At 63.4% G+C, this 16,992-nt stretch carries 8 protein-coding genes; 7 read left to right on the top strand and 1 reads right to left on the bottom strand.

Annotation, left to right across the window (positions count from 1 at the left end):
• Positions 1-94 precede the first annotated feature (94 nt).
• Entirely contained in the window at positions 95-2,428 is a 2,334-nt protein-coding gene (locus M0D68_RS32115; RefSeq protein WP_266226404.1) for a bifunctional diguanylate cyclase/phosphodiesterase, read from the bottom strand.
• 599 nt (positions 2,429-3,027) lie between these two features.
• Here M0D68_RS32115 and bcsD point away from each other — a divergent pair.
• From bcsD to M0D68_RS32080, 7 genes are all read left to right on the top strand, one after another.
• Positions 3,028-3,483, top strand: coding sequence for a cellulose biosynthesis protein BcsD (bcsD, locus tag M0D68_RS32110; RefSeq protein WP_200620266.1), 456 nt, complete (start codon positions 3,028-3,030; stop codon positions 3,481-3,483).
• A gap of 97 nt (positions 3,484-3,580) precedes the next feature.
• Positions 3,581-4,570 carry a cellulose biosynthesis protein BcsP gene (gene bcsP / locus M0D68_RS32105; protein WP_266226402.1) on the top strand — a complete coding sequence of 330 codons (990 nt, stop codon included), beginning with the start codon at positions 3,581-3,583 and terminating at the stop codon, positions 4,568-4,570.
• Positions 4,567-5,355, top strand: coding sequence for a cellulose biosynthesis protein BcsQ (gene bcsQ, locus M0D68_RS32100; protein ID WP_093632896.1), 789 nt, complete (start codon positions 4,567-4,569; stop codon positions 5,353-5,355). Before bcsP ends, bcsQ begins: the two co-directional genes overlap by 4 nt.
• Positions 5,352-7,556, top strand: a complete 2,205-nt coding sequence (gene bcsA, locus M0D68_RS32095; RefSeq protein WP_093632897.1) for a UDP-forming cellulose synthase catalytic subunit — start codon at positions 5,352-5,354, stop codon at positions 7,554-7,556. Before bcsQ ends, bcsA begins: the two co-directional genes overlap by 4 nt.
• Positions 7,557-7,559: 3 nt before the next feature.
• Entirely contained in the window at positions 7,560-10,070 is a 2,511-nt protein-coding gene (gene bcsB / locus M0D68_RS32090) for a cellulose biosynthesis cyclic di-GMP-binding regulatory protein BcsB (RefSeq protein ID WP_266226401.1), read from the top strand.
• Between the two features lie 10 nt (positions 10,071-10,080).
• Positions 10,081-11,289 carry a cellulose synthase complex periplasmic endoglucanase BcsZ gene (gene bcsZ / locus M0D68_RS32085; RefSeq protein ID WP_266226400.1) on the top strand — a complete coding sequence of 403 codons (1,209 nt, stop codon included), beginning with the start codon at positions 10,081-10,083 and terminating at the stop codon, positions 11,287-11,289.
• Entirely contained in the window at positions 11,280-16,046 is a 4,767-nt protein-coding gene (locus tag M0D68_RS32080; protein WP_266226398.1) for a cellulose synthase subunit BcsC-related outer membrane protein, read from the top strand. Before bcsZ ends, M0D68_RS32080 begins: the two co-directional genes overlap by 10 nt.
• Positions 16,047-16,992 lie beyond the last annotated feature (946 nt).

Here is a 16,992-nt window from a genome sequence, read left to right as displayed (position 1 = left end):
CCGCACAGGGGCAACACTAATAGACCACTAACAAATCAAGGAAAGGCCAAAGCCCCAAGAACACGGCCAAATGCCGCCGCCAAAGGCAAAAAAACTACTCACCGGCAGGCCAAGGCAACCCCACCACCGACCAATCCAACTCCACCCCAATAACAGACCTCTCATCCCCAACCTGCACAGCCAAAGTAACCGCAACACAAGGCCGCCCACTAGCCAAAGAAAGATAAGGATTACTAGCCACAGCCACCCCAGGCAACAAAACAGCGTTACGAAAATAAGGCCGATGATCCCACCTGGCATCCTGCGGATTAGCCACAGGCTGCAACGAAGCCCCGTCACCACTCCACGCGGGCCCGCGCACTTCATGCCCAACCTGCCGCCCCGAATCATCAAGAACAAAGCAACTGATACACCGCTCAAACGTAGCCAGAAAAGCAAACGCCTCACCAACGGAAACACCGGCAATCAAAGCATCGGCAGCCCGCCTCAAAGCAGCCCGATAAGGCTCAACCTCCGACTCAAACATCGCATACTGATGGGCCCTCCCCTGGGCGATCACATCGAACGCATCATCAATTCGCCTATGCACCGAATCAGGCGGCACAATCTCAGCCGCCGGCCGCCCAAGCAAAAATCCTTGCGCAAAATCCACATTCGACTCCACAGCAAGAATCAATTCCTCCGTGGTTTCCACGCCCTCAACAACAACCAGCATCCCCGCCAGGTGTAACAAAGAAACGAGCTTCGGCAAGATCGGCTGCTCGGTGCCATGACCCGTCGCGCGAATCAGCTCGCCATCGAGCTTTACAAGATCCGGCCGAATCCGCAGCAACCGGTCGAGGTTCGACTGCCCCGCACCGAAATCGTCGACGGCGATCAGAAAGCCATGCTCACGGTACAAAGCCGCCACCCGCGACATGTCGTCGACGCTGCCACCATGCGATTCGAGAATCTCGAGAACCACCCGCTCAGGTTCGAGCCCCACCGCCCGCACGATCCTGGCGAGCTGGTCCGCATAGCCCTCGGCGATAAACGTCGCAGGCAGAATATTCAAGAATAGCCAGGCATCGCTCGGCAGCGACTTGCGCGCGTTGGCCAGATGCACGGCATGGCTCGCGCGATCGAGCGCGCCTTCGTCGCTGGAGGGCTTCGGCGCGAACAGCACCACGGGCGGCACCAGCGTGCCGTCGTCCTGCTCTCCTCGCAGCAAGGCCTCGAACCCCACCTGCTTCTGATGCGACAAACTGTAGAGCGGCTGGAAGTGCGAGGTCAGGGAATACTCGTCCCAGCGATGCCGCGGCACCAGCGCCCCGTCCTCCGCGAACACATCGCCGGCAAGCATCTGCAGCGGTTCGATCGGCAACGCGCGTTCGGCGCACACGCGGTTTCTGCCCGAATGCTTGGCGCGCAGCAAGGCTTCGTCGGCGCGATCGAGCAACACCATGATGTTTTCGCCGCTCCGGTGTTGAGCCACGCCGAAACTCGCGGTCAGATGGCCGTCCGGGCGCTCGAGCGCGGCAATCGCGGCGCGCAGGCGCTCGGCCAGCGCCAGTGCGCCGGTCAGGCCGTCACGCAGCAGCACAGCGAACTCCTCGCCGCCGATCCGGCTCACACTGTCGTCCGCGGAGGTCTCCTCCATCAACACCTGGGCGACCTGGTACAACGCATGGTCGCCAACGGCGTGGCCAAAGCGGTCGTTCAGCGATTTGAAACTGTCGATGTCGAGAAAAATCGCGCTGACCCGCGCCTCGGGCGTCATGGTTTCGAGGCGGCGCTCGGCCTGCTTCACGAACGCACGGCGGTTTTGCAGGCCGGTCAGCGGATCGGTCGCGGCGAGTTGCGCCAGTTGGCTCTCGAGCAGAAAGTGGTTACGCCGGAACCGGTAGAAGCCGAAGTGAAACACAACGGAAGTCGGCACACCGATCGCCAGGATCCACATCCACACGACGATGTCGACGTCATGCGTGCGCGGCCCGCCGAATAGCAAGGCAAACGCCGCCCCATAGAAGAGCGCGCTGCCGACGAAGAAATGCAGCGGCGTGAGCCACAACGGCGCAGCGCAGACCGGAATCACCACCATGGCCGGCAGGATCCACAACAACGGCTGCTCGACGCCGGAGACGTTCAGCGCGAGACCCACCACCAGCACAACAGAGTAAGCGACACCGATTGCACCGAAGGTCCAGGTCGAGCCGGTGCGTGGAATCGCCATCACCAGCAAGGCGAGCACCAGCGCACAGGCAAGCCGGTAGCCAAGCGGCGTTGCCGGCCCGTTGACCATGTTGCGCGCCCCCACGAGACACAGGAACGCGACAACCGTAAATGCCATCGTCACCGTCGAAAGGGGACGCTGGTGTTCCAACGATCGTCGATGGAAGCGATCGCGCAAACCGGAATCGGACAGTGGCTTCGTTGAGGTGGAAAGCATATTGATAGATATCAGGCTGGCTCCGGTTACTCTACCGATGTATAACGGCAACCGTCTGACAAATATTTATGCCCCAACCGTAAATAGAATTTCCCCCCGCTCAGGCAGGGCTACGCCGCCATCACGCGACACGAGAGATGCCCCACGCATAACAGCACCGCCGTTAGCACGAGGGACTCGCCGCCCTCTCGACGGCCAATACCTGGCTCATTCCGCGCAACCCAACTCAAACCGTTGCATTTAGCACGAAACCAAAAAGCTAAAAGATCGGCGCAATCGACCGTTAATAAAATTATCGAAAACTACTTAGCGACGGACATCCTCAGTGGAGAAGCGAACAAGGCAATTCCGGCAGCAAAAATTACGTGGCGGACAAGCATCTGCAGCAATCGTTTGCGCGTATAAAGCAGACGAATGTAAAGTGGCTAAAAGTTAATGTCTTAAGTAGACTCCTCCGAAGTGTGGCGGATAGAGCAGACGAACTCGGTAAAAGTAACCTAAGACGCGTGCAACGCGCGCCTTCCCGTAACACTTTCAGTTATTCGGCCGTCGGCACCCGTTTTGTACGCGGTTTGAGCAGCGGCTATTTCCCGGAAAACATGGTCCAAATTCTCGATTACCTGCTGGAACGCCAAATCTCGCCACAATGGCGCGGCATGCTGACCGCACTCGCGACAGAGTTCGAAGCGCAGATCGGTCGCGACGAGCTGCGTCAATTGATGTACCGGGTCGGTTGCCGGTTTGCGGCGGCGCATCAATTGCCGGCGTGCGGGTCCACCGCCGAGCTCGCTCAGGCGTTGAATCTGTACTGGCATGACATGGATTGGGGCTACGTCGAACTGTCCGACGAAGCAGACGCGCTGCGCATCGTTCATTACTGTGCGCCGCTGCAGGCGTTCGGCAACGCGGCGCTCGCGTGGACGCCGGCGTTTCTCGAAGGCGTCTATCAGACGTGGTTGAGCGCGTTGGGCGCGCAAGGCCTTTCGGTAGCGCAAACGAGCGCGTACGGCACGGACACCTCGATCGAGTTCCGGCTGGGGCGGCATTCTGTTTGAGCGGTCCGGGTAGCAGACCAGGTAAGCGAGCCAGGTAAGCGAGCCAGGCGAGCGGACCGATCGGGGCAACGCAAGTCATTAAAAAGTCGGCGGCACTATGAGTTCATCTAGCGACATCGAAAAACTATTCGACCATTTTGGCGGCGACGCCAGCGCGTACCAGGAAATCGGCCGCGAAAACGAAGCGCGTTCGGCGCGCACGCGTTGGCCGCTGCTGGTGACGCTGGATCTGACACAGCCGGCGATTCCCGCGATCGGGCAACGCCGCGAGGTTGCTGGCGAGGCATTGGCGCAAGAAGCGGCGCCGGAAGTCGATCGTCAGGACATGACGCCCAAAGACGCTGCCTCGGTCACGCGCGCGAAGGCGCCGCTGTTTACCCGCTCGCATCGACGGGACATTCCGCCGGTCGCCGTCGCCGCTCAGCCTGGCGCACCGCGCGGCGCTTCACGTTTCGGCGCGTTCGAAACGAAGAGTGACGCTGCCGTACCGATCGATGCGGTGACGCCAGTGGCCGCACAGCCTGCGGCTGCCGTCGCCCAGGCACAGGTGACGCCGGTTGCCACTGCACCTATTCCCCCTGTCATGCCAGCTGTAAGTATTCCGCCGGTGGCTCAGTTCCGCACGCCGGCCATGCCTGTAGCGCAACCTACGGCGAGCATGCCGTCAGCAGCGGTGATGCCGCGCGCCGAGATCCCTGCCCTCACGCCGCGCAGCACTGCGCCGGCGCCGGTCTCCGCATCCGCGCCGACGTGGGCGCAAGCACCGGCTCCGGTCCCGGCATGGACGCAAGCTCTCGCCCAGGCGCACACGCCAGCATGGGCACCGGTGCCCGCACCCAGCTACACGACTGCGCCCGCAGCGCCGAAGCCGCCCGCGTCGATCCTCGGCAAACTGTTCGCCCCAGCATCCGAACCGACGCCGCCGCAACCCGCCGCGCCCACCGGCGAATCCGCACCGCTGCAATCGGTCTTCGACCGTCTGCGCGGCACACCCGCACAAACGGCCCCCGCGCCGGTCCGCGCTCCCAGCATCGCCGCGCCCGCCCCCTCCAACTCGTGGCTGGTCAACGGCCCTCGTCGCTCATGAAAGTCATTGCGGTCGTGTCCGCCAAAGGCGGGGTCGGTAAAACCACCCTCGCCGCCAATCTCGCTTCCGTGCTGGCCGCCAGCGGCCGCCGCGTGATCGCGCTCGACCTCGATCCGCAGAATGCGCTGCGTCTGCATTTCGGCGTGCCGCTCGACAGCATCGACGGTTTGTCGCGCGCGACATTGACGGGCGATCCGTGGCAATCGGTCATGTTCGACGGCGTAGACGGTGTGACCGTGCTGCCCTATGGCGCCGTGCTCGAAGACGATCGCCGCCGCTTCGAAGCGTATATCGACCAGGACCCGAGGTGGCTCGCGCACTCGCTGCAAACGCTGCGGCTCGACGCGTCCGACATCGTCATCATCGATACGCCGCCAGGTTCGTCCGTGTATGTACGCGCTGCGTTATGCGCGGCGACCTTCACGCTAAACGTAGTGCTCGCCGACGCCGCTTCCTACGCGGCCATTCCGTTGATGGAACGGCTGATTGAAGCGTACGCGGCGCCACGCCCCGAGTTCGGGGGCGAAGGTTACGTGGTCAACCAGATCGACCAGTCGCGCCAGTTGACCAAAGACGTCCTCAAGGTCTTGCGCCAGATGCTCGGCGACAAGCTCTTCCCGGGCGTCATCCATCTTGATGAAGGGGTGAGCGAGGCGCTCGCCTGCGACACCACGCTGATTCACTACGATCCACTCAGCCAGGCGGCCGCCGATTTTCGTTCGTGCGGCAACTGGCTGATGGCGGCGGTCGATGCGATCGCCGTCTCGCCGAGGAACGTCGCATGAGTACGCCCCAGTCGCAGGACATCGAGGCCGGCGAACCGTCGCGGCTCGAACGCATCGTCGACGCGCGCTTCTGGAACAGCCGGATCGTGACCGGTCTGGTCACGCTGTTCGCGTTGATGATGCTGTACTTCGTCTTCACGGTGCCACTCGCTTTCTACGAGCAACTGACGTTCGCGACCTGCTGCTTCGTCACCGCGCTGTTGTTCCGACGCCTGCAAGGCCGTTACGCGACGATGGTGATGATCATGCTCTCGGTGGTCACGTCGGGCCGCTATATGTACTGGCGGCTCACTTCGACGACTTACTGGGAGCATCCGCTCGACGCCGCATGGGGTCTGCTGCTGGTGTCGGCCGAAGTCTATTCGACCGTCGTGCTGATGCTCGGCTACTTCCAGACCGCCTGGCCGCTCAAGCGCACGCCGATGCCGCTGCCCGCCTCGCGCGACCTGTGGCCGACCGTCGACGTCTTCATCCCGACCTACAACGAGCCGCTCGCGGTGGTGAAGCCGACCATCTACGCCGCGCTCGCGCTCGACTATCCGGCCGACAAGATCGCGATCCATGTGCTCGACGACGGCCGCCGTCCCGAGTTCAAGGCGTTCTGCGAGGAAGTCGGCGTCAACTGGACGATCCGCACGCACAACCGCCACGCGAAGGCCGGCAACATCAATGAAGCCCTGAAGATCACCCAGGGCGAGTACCTCGCGATCTTCGACTGCGATCACATTCCGACCCGCTCGTTCCTGCAGATCGGCCTCGGCTGGTTCCTGCGCGACAAGCTGCTGTCGATGCTGCAAACGCCGCACCACTTCTTCTCCGCCGATCCGTTCGAACGCAATCTCGGCACCTTCCGCAAAGTGCCGAACGAAGGCGAACTGTTTTACGGCCTCGTGCAGGACGGCAACGATCTGTGGAACGCGACCTTCTTCTGCGGCTCGTGCGCGTTGCTGCGCCGGACCATGGTCGAAGAGATCGGCGGCATCGCGGTCGAAACGGTGACCGAAGACGCGCACACCGCGTTGAAGCTGCACCGCCTCGGCTACACCACCGCCTATCTGGCGATCCCGCAGGCAGCAGGTCTCGCCACCGAAAGTCTGTCCGGCCACATCGGCCAGCGGATTCGCTGGGCGCGGGGCATGACGCAGATTTTCCGGATCGACAATCCACTCACCGGCAAGGGCCTGAAAATCGGCCAGCGGCTCTGTTATCTGAACGCGATGATGCACTTCTTCTACGGCATCCCGCGTCTGGTGTTTCTCACGGCGCCGCTGTCGTATCTGTTCTTCGGCGCGCACGTGATCGAGGCCGCCGCCAGCACGATCGCGATCTACGCACTGCCGCACATGATGCATGCGAGCATCACCAACTCGCGGATGCAGCGCTCGTTCCGCCATTCTTTCTGGGCCGAAGTTTACGAATCGGTGCTGGCGTCGTACATTACCGCCCCGACGCTGCTCGCGCTGATCAACCCGAAGCTCGGCAAGTTCAACGTGACGGCCAAGGGCGGTCAGATCGAAAAGAACTACTTCGACTGGGCGATCTCGCGGCCGTATCTGTTTCTGCTGTTGCTGAACCTGATCGGCTTCGTGGTCGGCATCGTGCATATCTATCTGAACTGGCACACTCGCAGCGTGGTGCAGACGACCATCCTGAACTTGGGCTGGACCACCTACAACATGCTGATTCTCGGCGCGAGCGTGGCCGCGGCCAGCGAGCGCCGGCAGATTCGCGCAGTGCACCGCGTGGCGATGACCATGCCGGTGATGCTGAAGTTCTCGACCGGCCGCACGCTCGCTTGCGAGACCATCGACTACTCGGAAGGCGGCGTCGGCGTGGCGCTGCCCGCCAAGATCGAAGTGCCGATGCACGAAAGCGTGACCGTATCGCTGTTTCGCGGCGACGAGGAATACGCCTTCCCCGCCACCGTCGGATTTACGGAGCCGGGCCGCGTGGGCCTGCGCTTCTCGGCGATGACGCGCGAACAGGAATACGAGTTCGTCAAGACCACGTTCGCGCGCGCCGACGCATGGACCGGCTGGGCCGAAGGGCGTCAGCAGGACACGCCGTTGCGCGGTCTGACGCATGTGCTGACGGTCGGCGCACGCGGCATCGTGGGGCTCTTCGAGCATCTCTATGCCGACCTTCGAAGCTCGATGAAAAGCCGTCCGGTGGACGTCAAGAAGCTAAAAACCAAAGACTGATCAATGGGCAACAGGATGGCGAAGGGACACGTCGAACGCTCGAATCACGAGCGCAATGAGATGGAAACGGAGGCACGCCTTTTTGGACGCCCTCGCTCAAAACGGCTGATGCGCGGGCTTGCCTGCTGGCTCGCGTTGCAAACCGCGTTGGCGGCGCCACTGGCTTCGGCAGCTGAAGTGGCCGCAGCGGCCATGAGCGGCGCGAGTGCGTCGCAAGCGTCGCCGGCGGCAGGCGCCCCGAGCGCGGCCGTCCTCTACGATCCGAACGCGCTCGCGCAAGCGCAACTGGCCACGCCAACGCCGGCACTCGCTGCTTCGTCGGTGAAAGCCTTGGGGATCAAAACGCCGACCACCGCCGAACCGGGCACGCTGGTGCCGGGCGGCCGCCGTCAAACGCTCACGTTCGCTGACCTCGGCGCGCGCGATCCGCTGCAACTGCGCGGCACCGACGGCCAGAACGGCGTCGCGTTCTCCGTGCGCGGCGACGAAGTGGTGACCGGCGCGATCCTGCATCTGGTCTACAGCTACTCGCCTGCACTGCTCGCGAATATTTCCCAGCTGAAAGTGCTGGTGAACGGCGAAGTCGCCGCGACGCTGCCGGTGCCGCACGAACAGGCCGGCATGCTGGTGGCGCGCGACGTCTCGATCGATCCGCGCTTCATCACCGAATTCAACCACCTGAACGTGCAGTTGATCGGTCACTACACGACCAGTTGCGAGGACCCGGCGAATTCGTCGCTGTGGGCCACCGTCAGCAATGCGAGTTCGCTCGATCTGACTTACGCGTCGCTCGCCAGCAAACCGGATCTCGCCGCCCTGCCGCAGCCGTTCTTCGACCGCCGCGACGTGCGCCGTCTCGAGCTGCCCTTCGTGTTCCCGCAAAAACCCGGCGCCGCGACGCTCGAAGCGGGCGGCATCGTCGCATCCTGGTTCGGCGCGCTCGCCGGCTATCGCGGCGCGGTGTTTCCGGCGCAACTGGATAACGCGCCGCTGTCGGGTAACGCCGTCGTGTTCGCGACCGACGACCAGCGCCCGGCCGGCGTAACAATTCCGGCGATTTCCGGCCCGACGATTGCAGTGGTGGATCGCGAAGCGCCGGCGCGCGGCAAGCTGCTGCTCGTGCTCGGCCGCACCGAGGCCGAACTGAAAACCGCCGCCAAAGCGCTCGGCATCGGCCAGAACACGCTCACCGGCCCGAGCGCGACGATCACGCAGTTGAACGAACTCATGCAGCGTGCGCCGTACGATGCGCCGAACTGGCTGCCGACTAACCGTCCGGTGCGTTTCGGCGAACTCACCGATCCGCGCGACCTGACGGTGTCCGGCTATGACGCCGACGCCGTGCGCGTGAATCTTCGCGTGCCGCCGGATCTGTTCATGTGGCACACCAAGGGCGCGCCGATCGATCTGCGCTACCGCTATACGGTGCGTCCGCTGCGGGACCGTTCGTCGCTGAACGTCAGCGTCAACGACGGCTTCGTGCAGGCCCTGCCGATTCCGGCCGAGTCGGCCTCGGTGTTCGAGTTGGGCCATTACTTCGAGCGCGTGTTGCCGGATAAGACCGCCGAAGCGCGTCGCACCGTGCATATTCCGCCGCTGCTGCTGACGCCGCGCGCCCAGGTGCGCCTGCATTTCTTCTACGACATTCCGAACACCGGCGAATGCCACGGCCGTCTGCTGGAAAACGTGGTCGGCGCCATCGATCCGAACTCGACCATCGACCTCTCGTCGTTCCCGCATTACATGGCGCTGCCTGATCTCGCGGCCTTCGCCAATAGCGGCTTCCCGTTCACGCGGATGGCCGATCTCTCCGAGACCGCGGTGGTCTTGCCGAACGAGGCCGATTCGAGCGACTACAGCCTGTTCCTGCTGACCATGGGCCGCATGGGCGCATCGACGGGTTATCCGGTGAATGGCGTCACCGTCGGCACGGCCGACGACGTCGACAAGTACGCCAACAAGGACCTGCTGATTTTCGGCGCGCCGGGCAAGCAACCGCTGCTGCAACGCTGGGCCAAGTCGATGCCGTTCTCCAGCGACGGCGATTCGCGCACCTTCGCGCTCTCGGACGTGGTCTTCAAGCTCGAGGACTGGTGGCATGGCGAACGCGGCGTCGAACGCTCGCCGGCACGCGCCGACCTGACGCTCGTGAGCTCGAGCGGCGATGCGCTCCTGACCGGTTTCGAATCGCCGCTGCAGAAGAACCGCAGCGCCGTCGCGCTGGTGAGCGCGGCCGGCCAGTCGGACGCCGATCTGTCCGCCGCCCTGCTCGACGCCGACGTGCTGCAGGAAATTCAAGGCGCGATGGCCGTGGTCCACGGCCGCACCGTCACCATCACGTCGAACGGCGAAGCGTACTATGTCGGCCATTTGTCACCGCAGGAGTATCTGCGCTGGGCACTGTCGTCGCATCCGCTGTTGCTGATGCTGGGTGGCGTGCTCGCCGCGTTGATCATCGCCGGACTGTTCTACCGGACGCTGCGCTCGATCGCCGCGCGCCGCCTAAAGGACTGATAGGACTGATATGCGGGTTCGAAACATCAAGACACACGTGGCGCTAACGCTCGGGCTTGGCTTCGGCCTTGTCCTTGCGGCGGCCACGTGCTTTGCCAATATCACGAAGGTGGCGCAGACCACTTCGGCACCCGGCCAAACGGGTCCGTGTAACACAGACTGGCCGGCCTACCGCATCTTCGTCGAACACTTCGTGCAGGCCGATGGCCGCGTGATCGACTACTCCTCGCCACAGTTGAAGACCACCTCCGAAGGCCAGTCATACGGCCTGTTCTTCGCGCTGGTCGCGAACGACCGCGCAACCTTCGACCGGCTCCTGAACTGGACCCGCACCAATCTCGCGGGCAATCAGTTCGATGCGCAAAACGTGCGGCTGCCGTCGTGGCTTTGGGGCAAGAAGCCGGATGGCTCGTTCGGCGTGCTCGATCCGAATTCCGCATCCGACTCCGACCTGTGGATCGCCTACGATCTGCTGCAAGCCGGCCGCCTGTGGCATGAGGCGAGTTATACGCAACTCGGCGAGGCGCTCGCCGCGCAGATCGCGCGCCAGGAGATGACCACGCTGCCGGGCGTCGGCCCGATGCTGCTGCCCGGTCCGCAGGGCTTCAAAAATGGCGGCGTGACGCGCCTGAATCCGAGCTACCTGCCCTTGCCGGTGCTACGCGCGCTCGCCAAAGACATGCCGAACGGCCCATGGGCCAAGCTCGCCGACAGCGCCTACAAGCTCATCAAGACCACCGCGCCGCAAGGTTTCGCGCCCGACTGGGCGGCGTGGCAGAACGGCCAGTTCGTAGTCGATCCGAAAGAAGGCGACACCGGCAGCTACGACGCGATCCGCGTCTATCTGTGGGCCGGACTCACCTCGCCCGCCGACCCGCTCGCCAAACCCTGGCTCGCGGCGCTCGGCGGCATGCGCGCGAAGGTTGCGCAAAGCGGCATTCCGCCCGAGAAGGTTTCGTCGACCACCGGTACGGCGAGCGGCGAAGGACCGTTGAGCTACTGGGGCGCGCTCGCGCCGTACTTCAAGGCGCTCAATGACGAGCGCGGCCTCGGTCTCGCGCGCACCCATCTCGCCGTGCTCGACATCAATGTGCCGGGCCGTGAACCTGTTTATTACGATCGTGTGCTGGGCTTGTTCGGCACCGGATTCATCGACGGACGCTATCGTTTCGACGAAGCCGGCCGTCTCGTGCCGAGTTGGAGAAATGCATGCGATTGAGCGCCCTCGCGTTTTCATTGCGGTTCGCGCTGAGCCTCACGGCCGTCTGCTGCGTGGCGACGGCTTCGCCTGACGCGTTGGCGCAGGCGTCCAAAGACCCCTTGAACGTGCTGATCGATCAGGGCAAGTACTGGCAATCGCATCATCGCGGCGACCTCGCCGAGCAGGCGTGGCAGAAAGTGTTGCGCATCGATCCGAAGCAACCCGATGCGCTCTACGGCATGGGCATGGTGCTCGCCGACCGCAAGGACGGCGCCGGCGCGCAGCAATATCTGGCGCGTCTGAAAGCGGTCGCGCCGAACTATCCGAACCTGGACGAACTGGGCCGGCGCCTCGGCGAATCCAGTCTGCGTGACCAGACGGTCAACGATGCGCGGCGGCTCGCGCAAAGCGGTCAAAGCGCGAGCGCGGTAGAGGAGTATCAGCGCGCGTTGAACGGCAAGCCGGCCACACCCGCGCTGCAACTCGAGTATTACCAGGCGCTCTCCGCCACGCCGCAAGGCTGGGACCAGGCGCGCCGCGGCCTCGAACAGCTCGCACGCGACAACCCCGACGACCCGCGCTACGCCCTCGCCTACGCACAGCATCTGACGTATCGCGATACGACGCGCCGCGACGGTATCGCGCGGCTGCAGAAGCTGGCCGGTGACAGCACGGTCGGCGCGTCGGCGAAAAAGAGCTGGCGCCAGGCCTTGCTGTGGCTCGACGCACGGCCGTCGGACGCCGCAATGTACGAAGCGTATCTGCAAGGCGCAACCGACGACGCCGCGGTCAAGGCGCGCTTCGAGTCGATGGTTCAGCAGGACAAGGTGGCCCGCGATCGCGCCCAGGAAAACGCCGCCGTCGACGCCCGCGGCCGCACCATTGCCGACGGTTTCGCCGCGCTCGATCGCGGCGACCTCGGCACGGCACGCGCGAAGTTTTCGTCAGTACTGGCGAACAGTCCGAACGACACCGACGCGCTCGGCGGCATGGGTATCGCCGCATTGAAGCAGGAAAAATTCGCCGAGGCCCGCAACTATCTGGAACGCGCGTCGCGCAACGGCAATCCGGCGCGCTGGAAAACCGCGCTCGATAGCGCGACCTACTGGACCTATACGAGCGACGCCATCGGCGCGCGCAGCAATGGCGAGTTCGCGAAGGCGAAGTCGCTGTTCGAACGCGCGATCGCGCTGAATCCGTCCGACGTCACCGCACAGGTGCTGCTCGGCGAAATGCTGCTCACGAACGGCGACCCGGTCGGCGCCGAACAGGCCTACCGGATGGCGCTGCGCCGCCAGGCCGACAATCCCGATGCAATTCGCGGCCTCGTCGGTTCGCTCGCCGCGCAAGGCCGTGGCGACGAAGCGCTGCAATTCGCCAATCAATTGAACAGCGAACAACAATCGAAGGCCGGCGGCATCAACCGTCTGCGTGGCGAAGCACAGGCCGCGCAGGCACGCGCGGCCGAAGCGCGCGGCGATCTCGGCAGCGCGCGCAGCCTGTTCGAAGACGCGTTGCTGAACGATCCTGACGATCCCTGGCTGCGCCTCGACCTCGCGCGTATTTACGTGCGCCAGGGCGCGGTTGCGAATGCCCGCAGCATGATGGACGGATTGCTCGCCGCGCATCCCGACATGACTGACGCGCTGTATGCGAGTGCGTTGTTGTCGGCGGAAACACAGGACTGGACGGCAGGTCTCGCGCAACTCGAACGGATTCCGGCCGCGCAGCGCACCGACGCGATGACGACCTTGCAGCATCGCCTGTGGGTGCATCAGCAGGCCGATCTCGCGACGCGGATGGCGCGCAACGGTCAGTCGCAACAAGCGCTGGCAACCTTGCACGCCGCCGAACCGGTTGCCGGCAACAATCCCGAACTGATCGGCGTGATCGCTGCCGCGTATCAGCAGGCGGGCGACCCGAATCGCGCATTGGGCCTCGTGCGCAGCGCGATGAACGCGGCGCCTGGCAACACCGATTTGCTGCTGCAATACGCGGGTATTCTCTCCGCCACGCAGCAGGAAGCCGAACTCGGCATGGTGATGCGACGCCTCGCAGCGATGCAGTTGACGCCGCAGCAGCGCACGGATTTCGGCAATCTGAATCTGGGCATCGTCATCAAGCAATGCGACGCGGTGCGTCAGCGCGGCGATCTTGCCAGCGCCTACGACGTGATCGCGCCGTGGCTCGCGGCGATGCCCGACAATCCCGATCTGCAAGCCGCCCTCGGCCGCCTCTATTCGAGCGCCGGCGACGACCGCAACGCGCTCGCCAGTTACCGCGTCGCGTTGCAACGCAAGCCCGACGACCTGAACCTTCTGCAAGCGACGATCTCCGCTGCATCTGGTGCGAAGCAGTTTAGCTATGCCGAATCGCTCGCCAATCAGGCGCTTGCCGCGGCGCCGAGCGACCCCGGCGTGCTGGCGACGGTCGGCCGCATGTATCGCGCCGAAGGCAAGCTGTCGCTCGCGTCGACTTATCTGCAACGCTCGCTGATCGCCGCCAATACGCCGCTGATGGCCAACGGGCCGCGAACCAATGCGGCGAGCAACGTGCCGCGTGGCTGGGAGGTCGCGATGCGCCGGATCGGCGCGACGCCGCTGCCGGGCACCAATCCCTTCGAAGGTAAAACCGCAACGATCTCGCCGACCGACGCCGACAACGCCGCGCTCGCAGGTGGCGGCTCCAATGCCGCGCGTGCATCGCTCCCGTACTCGCAGTCCTCCTTGCCGTCCCAGACCGTGCCGAACTATCCGCCGCCCTCGCAGCCCGCGCCGTACGTTGCGCCCTATACCGCGCCTGCACAGCCGTATGCGCCGAACGCCGCGCCTACCGCCGTTCCCTATAACGCACCACGTCCCGGCACCAACGCGGATGGCTACGGCCAGGAGACCAACGGGTCGAGCCAGTCCGGCGCGCCATTGCAGCCGTATCCGGGGCAAGGGCAGGCGCAGATGCAGCAGGCGCCGCAGCAGCAGTACAACCCGGCGTATCCGCAGCAATCCGGTTACCCGCAACAAGGTGGATATCCTCAACAGGCGCAATATCAGCCGCAGGCGCCCTATCCGCAGCAGCCGGACGGTTATGCGACCACGCCGTGGCCGATGTCGCCTGCGGCACGCGATGCGCAGGCCAATGCCGGTTCGATGCAGCAACCGCGTTATACGAATTCGGCCACGAGCACGAAACGCTCGACCAGCAAGAAGCAAAGCGCGTCGAAGAGCAACCGCAACGCGCAAGCCTATGCGCAGGCGCCGTATGGGCAGCAACAAGCTTATCCGCAGCAGCAACAGCCCTACTACGGCCAGCAGCCTTATCCGCAGCAACAACAGGGTTACGCACAGCAGCCTTACCAACCGGTGCCGCCGCAACAGGCCTACGGTCAGCAGTCTTATCAGCCGTATCCGAATCAGGGCTCGGGGTATTACGCGCAGCAACAGCAGCCGTATATTCCGCAGCCGCCGACTGGTTACGCGCAGGCGTACTACCCGCAACAACCTGGCGCGAACGGTAACGGCGGCACTTACCCGCAACCGAACGTCGCCAACACGCAGACGCTCGGCGTGGCCGAAGAACTGGCGCAGGTCAATCGCGAGCAGTCGAGCACCGTGTCGGGCGGGGTCGTGTTCCGCAATCGCACGGGCGAGGACGGCCTGTCGACGCTGACCGATATCGAAGCACCGATTCAGGGGCGCATCAAGGCCGGCAACGGTCACATCGTCGTGACAGCGACGGCGGTAACGCTGGATGCCGGCACGGCCGCGGGCAGTCTATCGACGCTCGCGCGATTCGGCTCGGGGTTGTCCAATAGCACGTCCGCTACGGCGGCGGTGGCGGGCACCAACACTTATGGCAGCCAGACCGCCAACGGCGTAGGTTTGTCGCTCGGCTACGAAGGCCGCAACCTTAATGGTGATATCGGCGTAACGCCGCTTGGTTTCCCCGAGAAGAACATTGTGGGCGGCTTGCAATACAACGGTGGCATTACCGACAAGGTGTCGTATTCGCTGGCCGTCGCGCGCCGCGCGGTGACTGACAGCTTGCTGTCGTATGCCGGCGCGCGCGACTCCGGCTCCGGCCTCGAGTGGGGCGGCGTCACTTCCTTCGGCGGCCTCGCCAGTCTTGCATGGGATGACGGCACCAACGGCCTGTATGTGAACGCCGCGTACCAGAACTACCATGGCTATCACGTCGCAAGCAATAACGCAGTCAAAGGCGGCGGCGGTATCTACACGCGTGTTTACAAGGATGCCGATCAGACGCTCACTGTCGGTGTGAACACGACGCTGATGACCTATAACAAGAACCTCTCGTACTTCACGTATGGTCAGGGCGGGTACTTCAGTCCGCAGCAGTACATGATTCTGAATTTGCCGGTGGAGTGGACTGGGCGCAATGGTCAGTTTACTTATGACGTGAAGGGCTCGATCGGCGTACAGCATTACCGGCAGGATGCATCGGATTACTTCCCGCTCGACGGCACGCTCCAGGCCAATGCGGCGGCAGAAGCCAAGACCCTCGGTTCGAATCTGGATAGTGGTGCGCAGTATCCTGGGCAGAGTAAGACTGGGGTTTCTTATTCGCTTAGCGCGGTGGGGGAGTATCAACTGGCTCCGCAGTTGGCGTTTGGGGCGACCGCTTCGCTCGGCAATGCTTATGAGTATCGCGAGTGGCTCGCGGCGGTTTATTTGAGGTATAGCTTTAGTAAGCAGACTGGGTTGCAGCCGTTTCCGCCTACGCCGGTGAGTTCGCCTTATTTGTCTTTGTCGAACTAGAGGGGTTTTTTGCCTGCGCGGCGCTTGTTGTCAGTGCTCTTAGCGCTTTGGCCTTTCCTTGTTTTGTTAGTGGTCTATTAGCGTTCCCCCTGTGCGGGGGGGCACCTACTTTTCTTTGCCGGCTGCAAAGAAAAGTAGGCAAAAGAAAGCAGCTCAAACCGCTAATGCTAAGCGGGCACCGTTGTCTGCTGCGGGTAGTGGTGCATCTGGAATCTGTGTTCGTGCACCTGCATACGCCAGTGACAAGGGCGTCATACTTCCGGCGGCGCTGCGCGCGCCGAAGAGTAGTTCTTAAAACCACCCGCTACGTTTTAACGCCCACGGTCCTCAACCGAAACCCGTGGTTTCCCATGCAGACCCGTCCGCGACGCACGTAGTGCGGAGTGGGAGCTGATGAATCCTTTGTCACTAACGTGGAATGTGCGAGAGCACGGATTCCAGTCGCACCACTACCCGCAGCAGACCACGGTGCCCGCTTAGCAGGGGCTTCTAGCCGCTTTCTTTTGCCTACTTTTCTTTGCGGCGGCAAAGAAAAGTAGGTGCCCCCCCGCACAGGGGGAACGCTAATAGACCACTAACAAAACAAGGAAAGGCACAAAAGCCAGGAACACGGACAAAAGCGCCGCGTAGGCAAACACATCAAAAACAGGCCCCGCCATAAAAACCACAAACCAAAAGACAGACAAAAGACCACCCTTTTTTCCGCTATACACGACCCACCTGCGCAAGCCAGGTAAAACTTCCCAACTCCCTCCACACGCATTAGTTCGGCAGAACCCACAAAGCCCTCTAGAGAGGGTCCCCACCCAACCGTTGTGGCCTACAATTATTCCTGCCGCGTGGCCGCTTCGCGCCCGCTGTGCACGGCAGAAGATTTATCCCGCCTCCTGCTGAACACTCACGCGCGCCATGCGCGCCGGCAGAATGGGGGCACACTCATCGACGT

This window comes from Paraburkholderia sp. SEWSISQ10-3 4, from assembly GCF_030464785.1.
Taxonomy (GTDB): domain Bacteria; phylum Pseudomonadota; class Gammaproteobacteria; order Burkholderiales; family Burkholderiaceae; genus Paraburkholderia; species Paraburkholderia aspalathi.
Note: the sequence above shows the minus strand (reverse complement) of the source record. Positions and strands in the feature narration are given on the sequence as shown.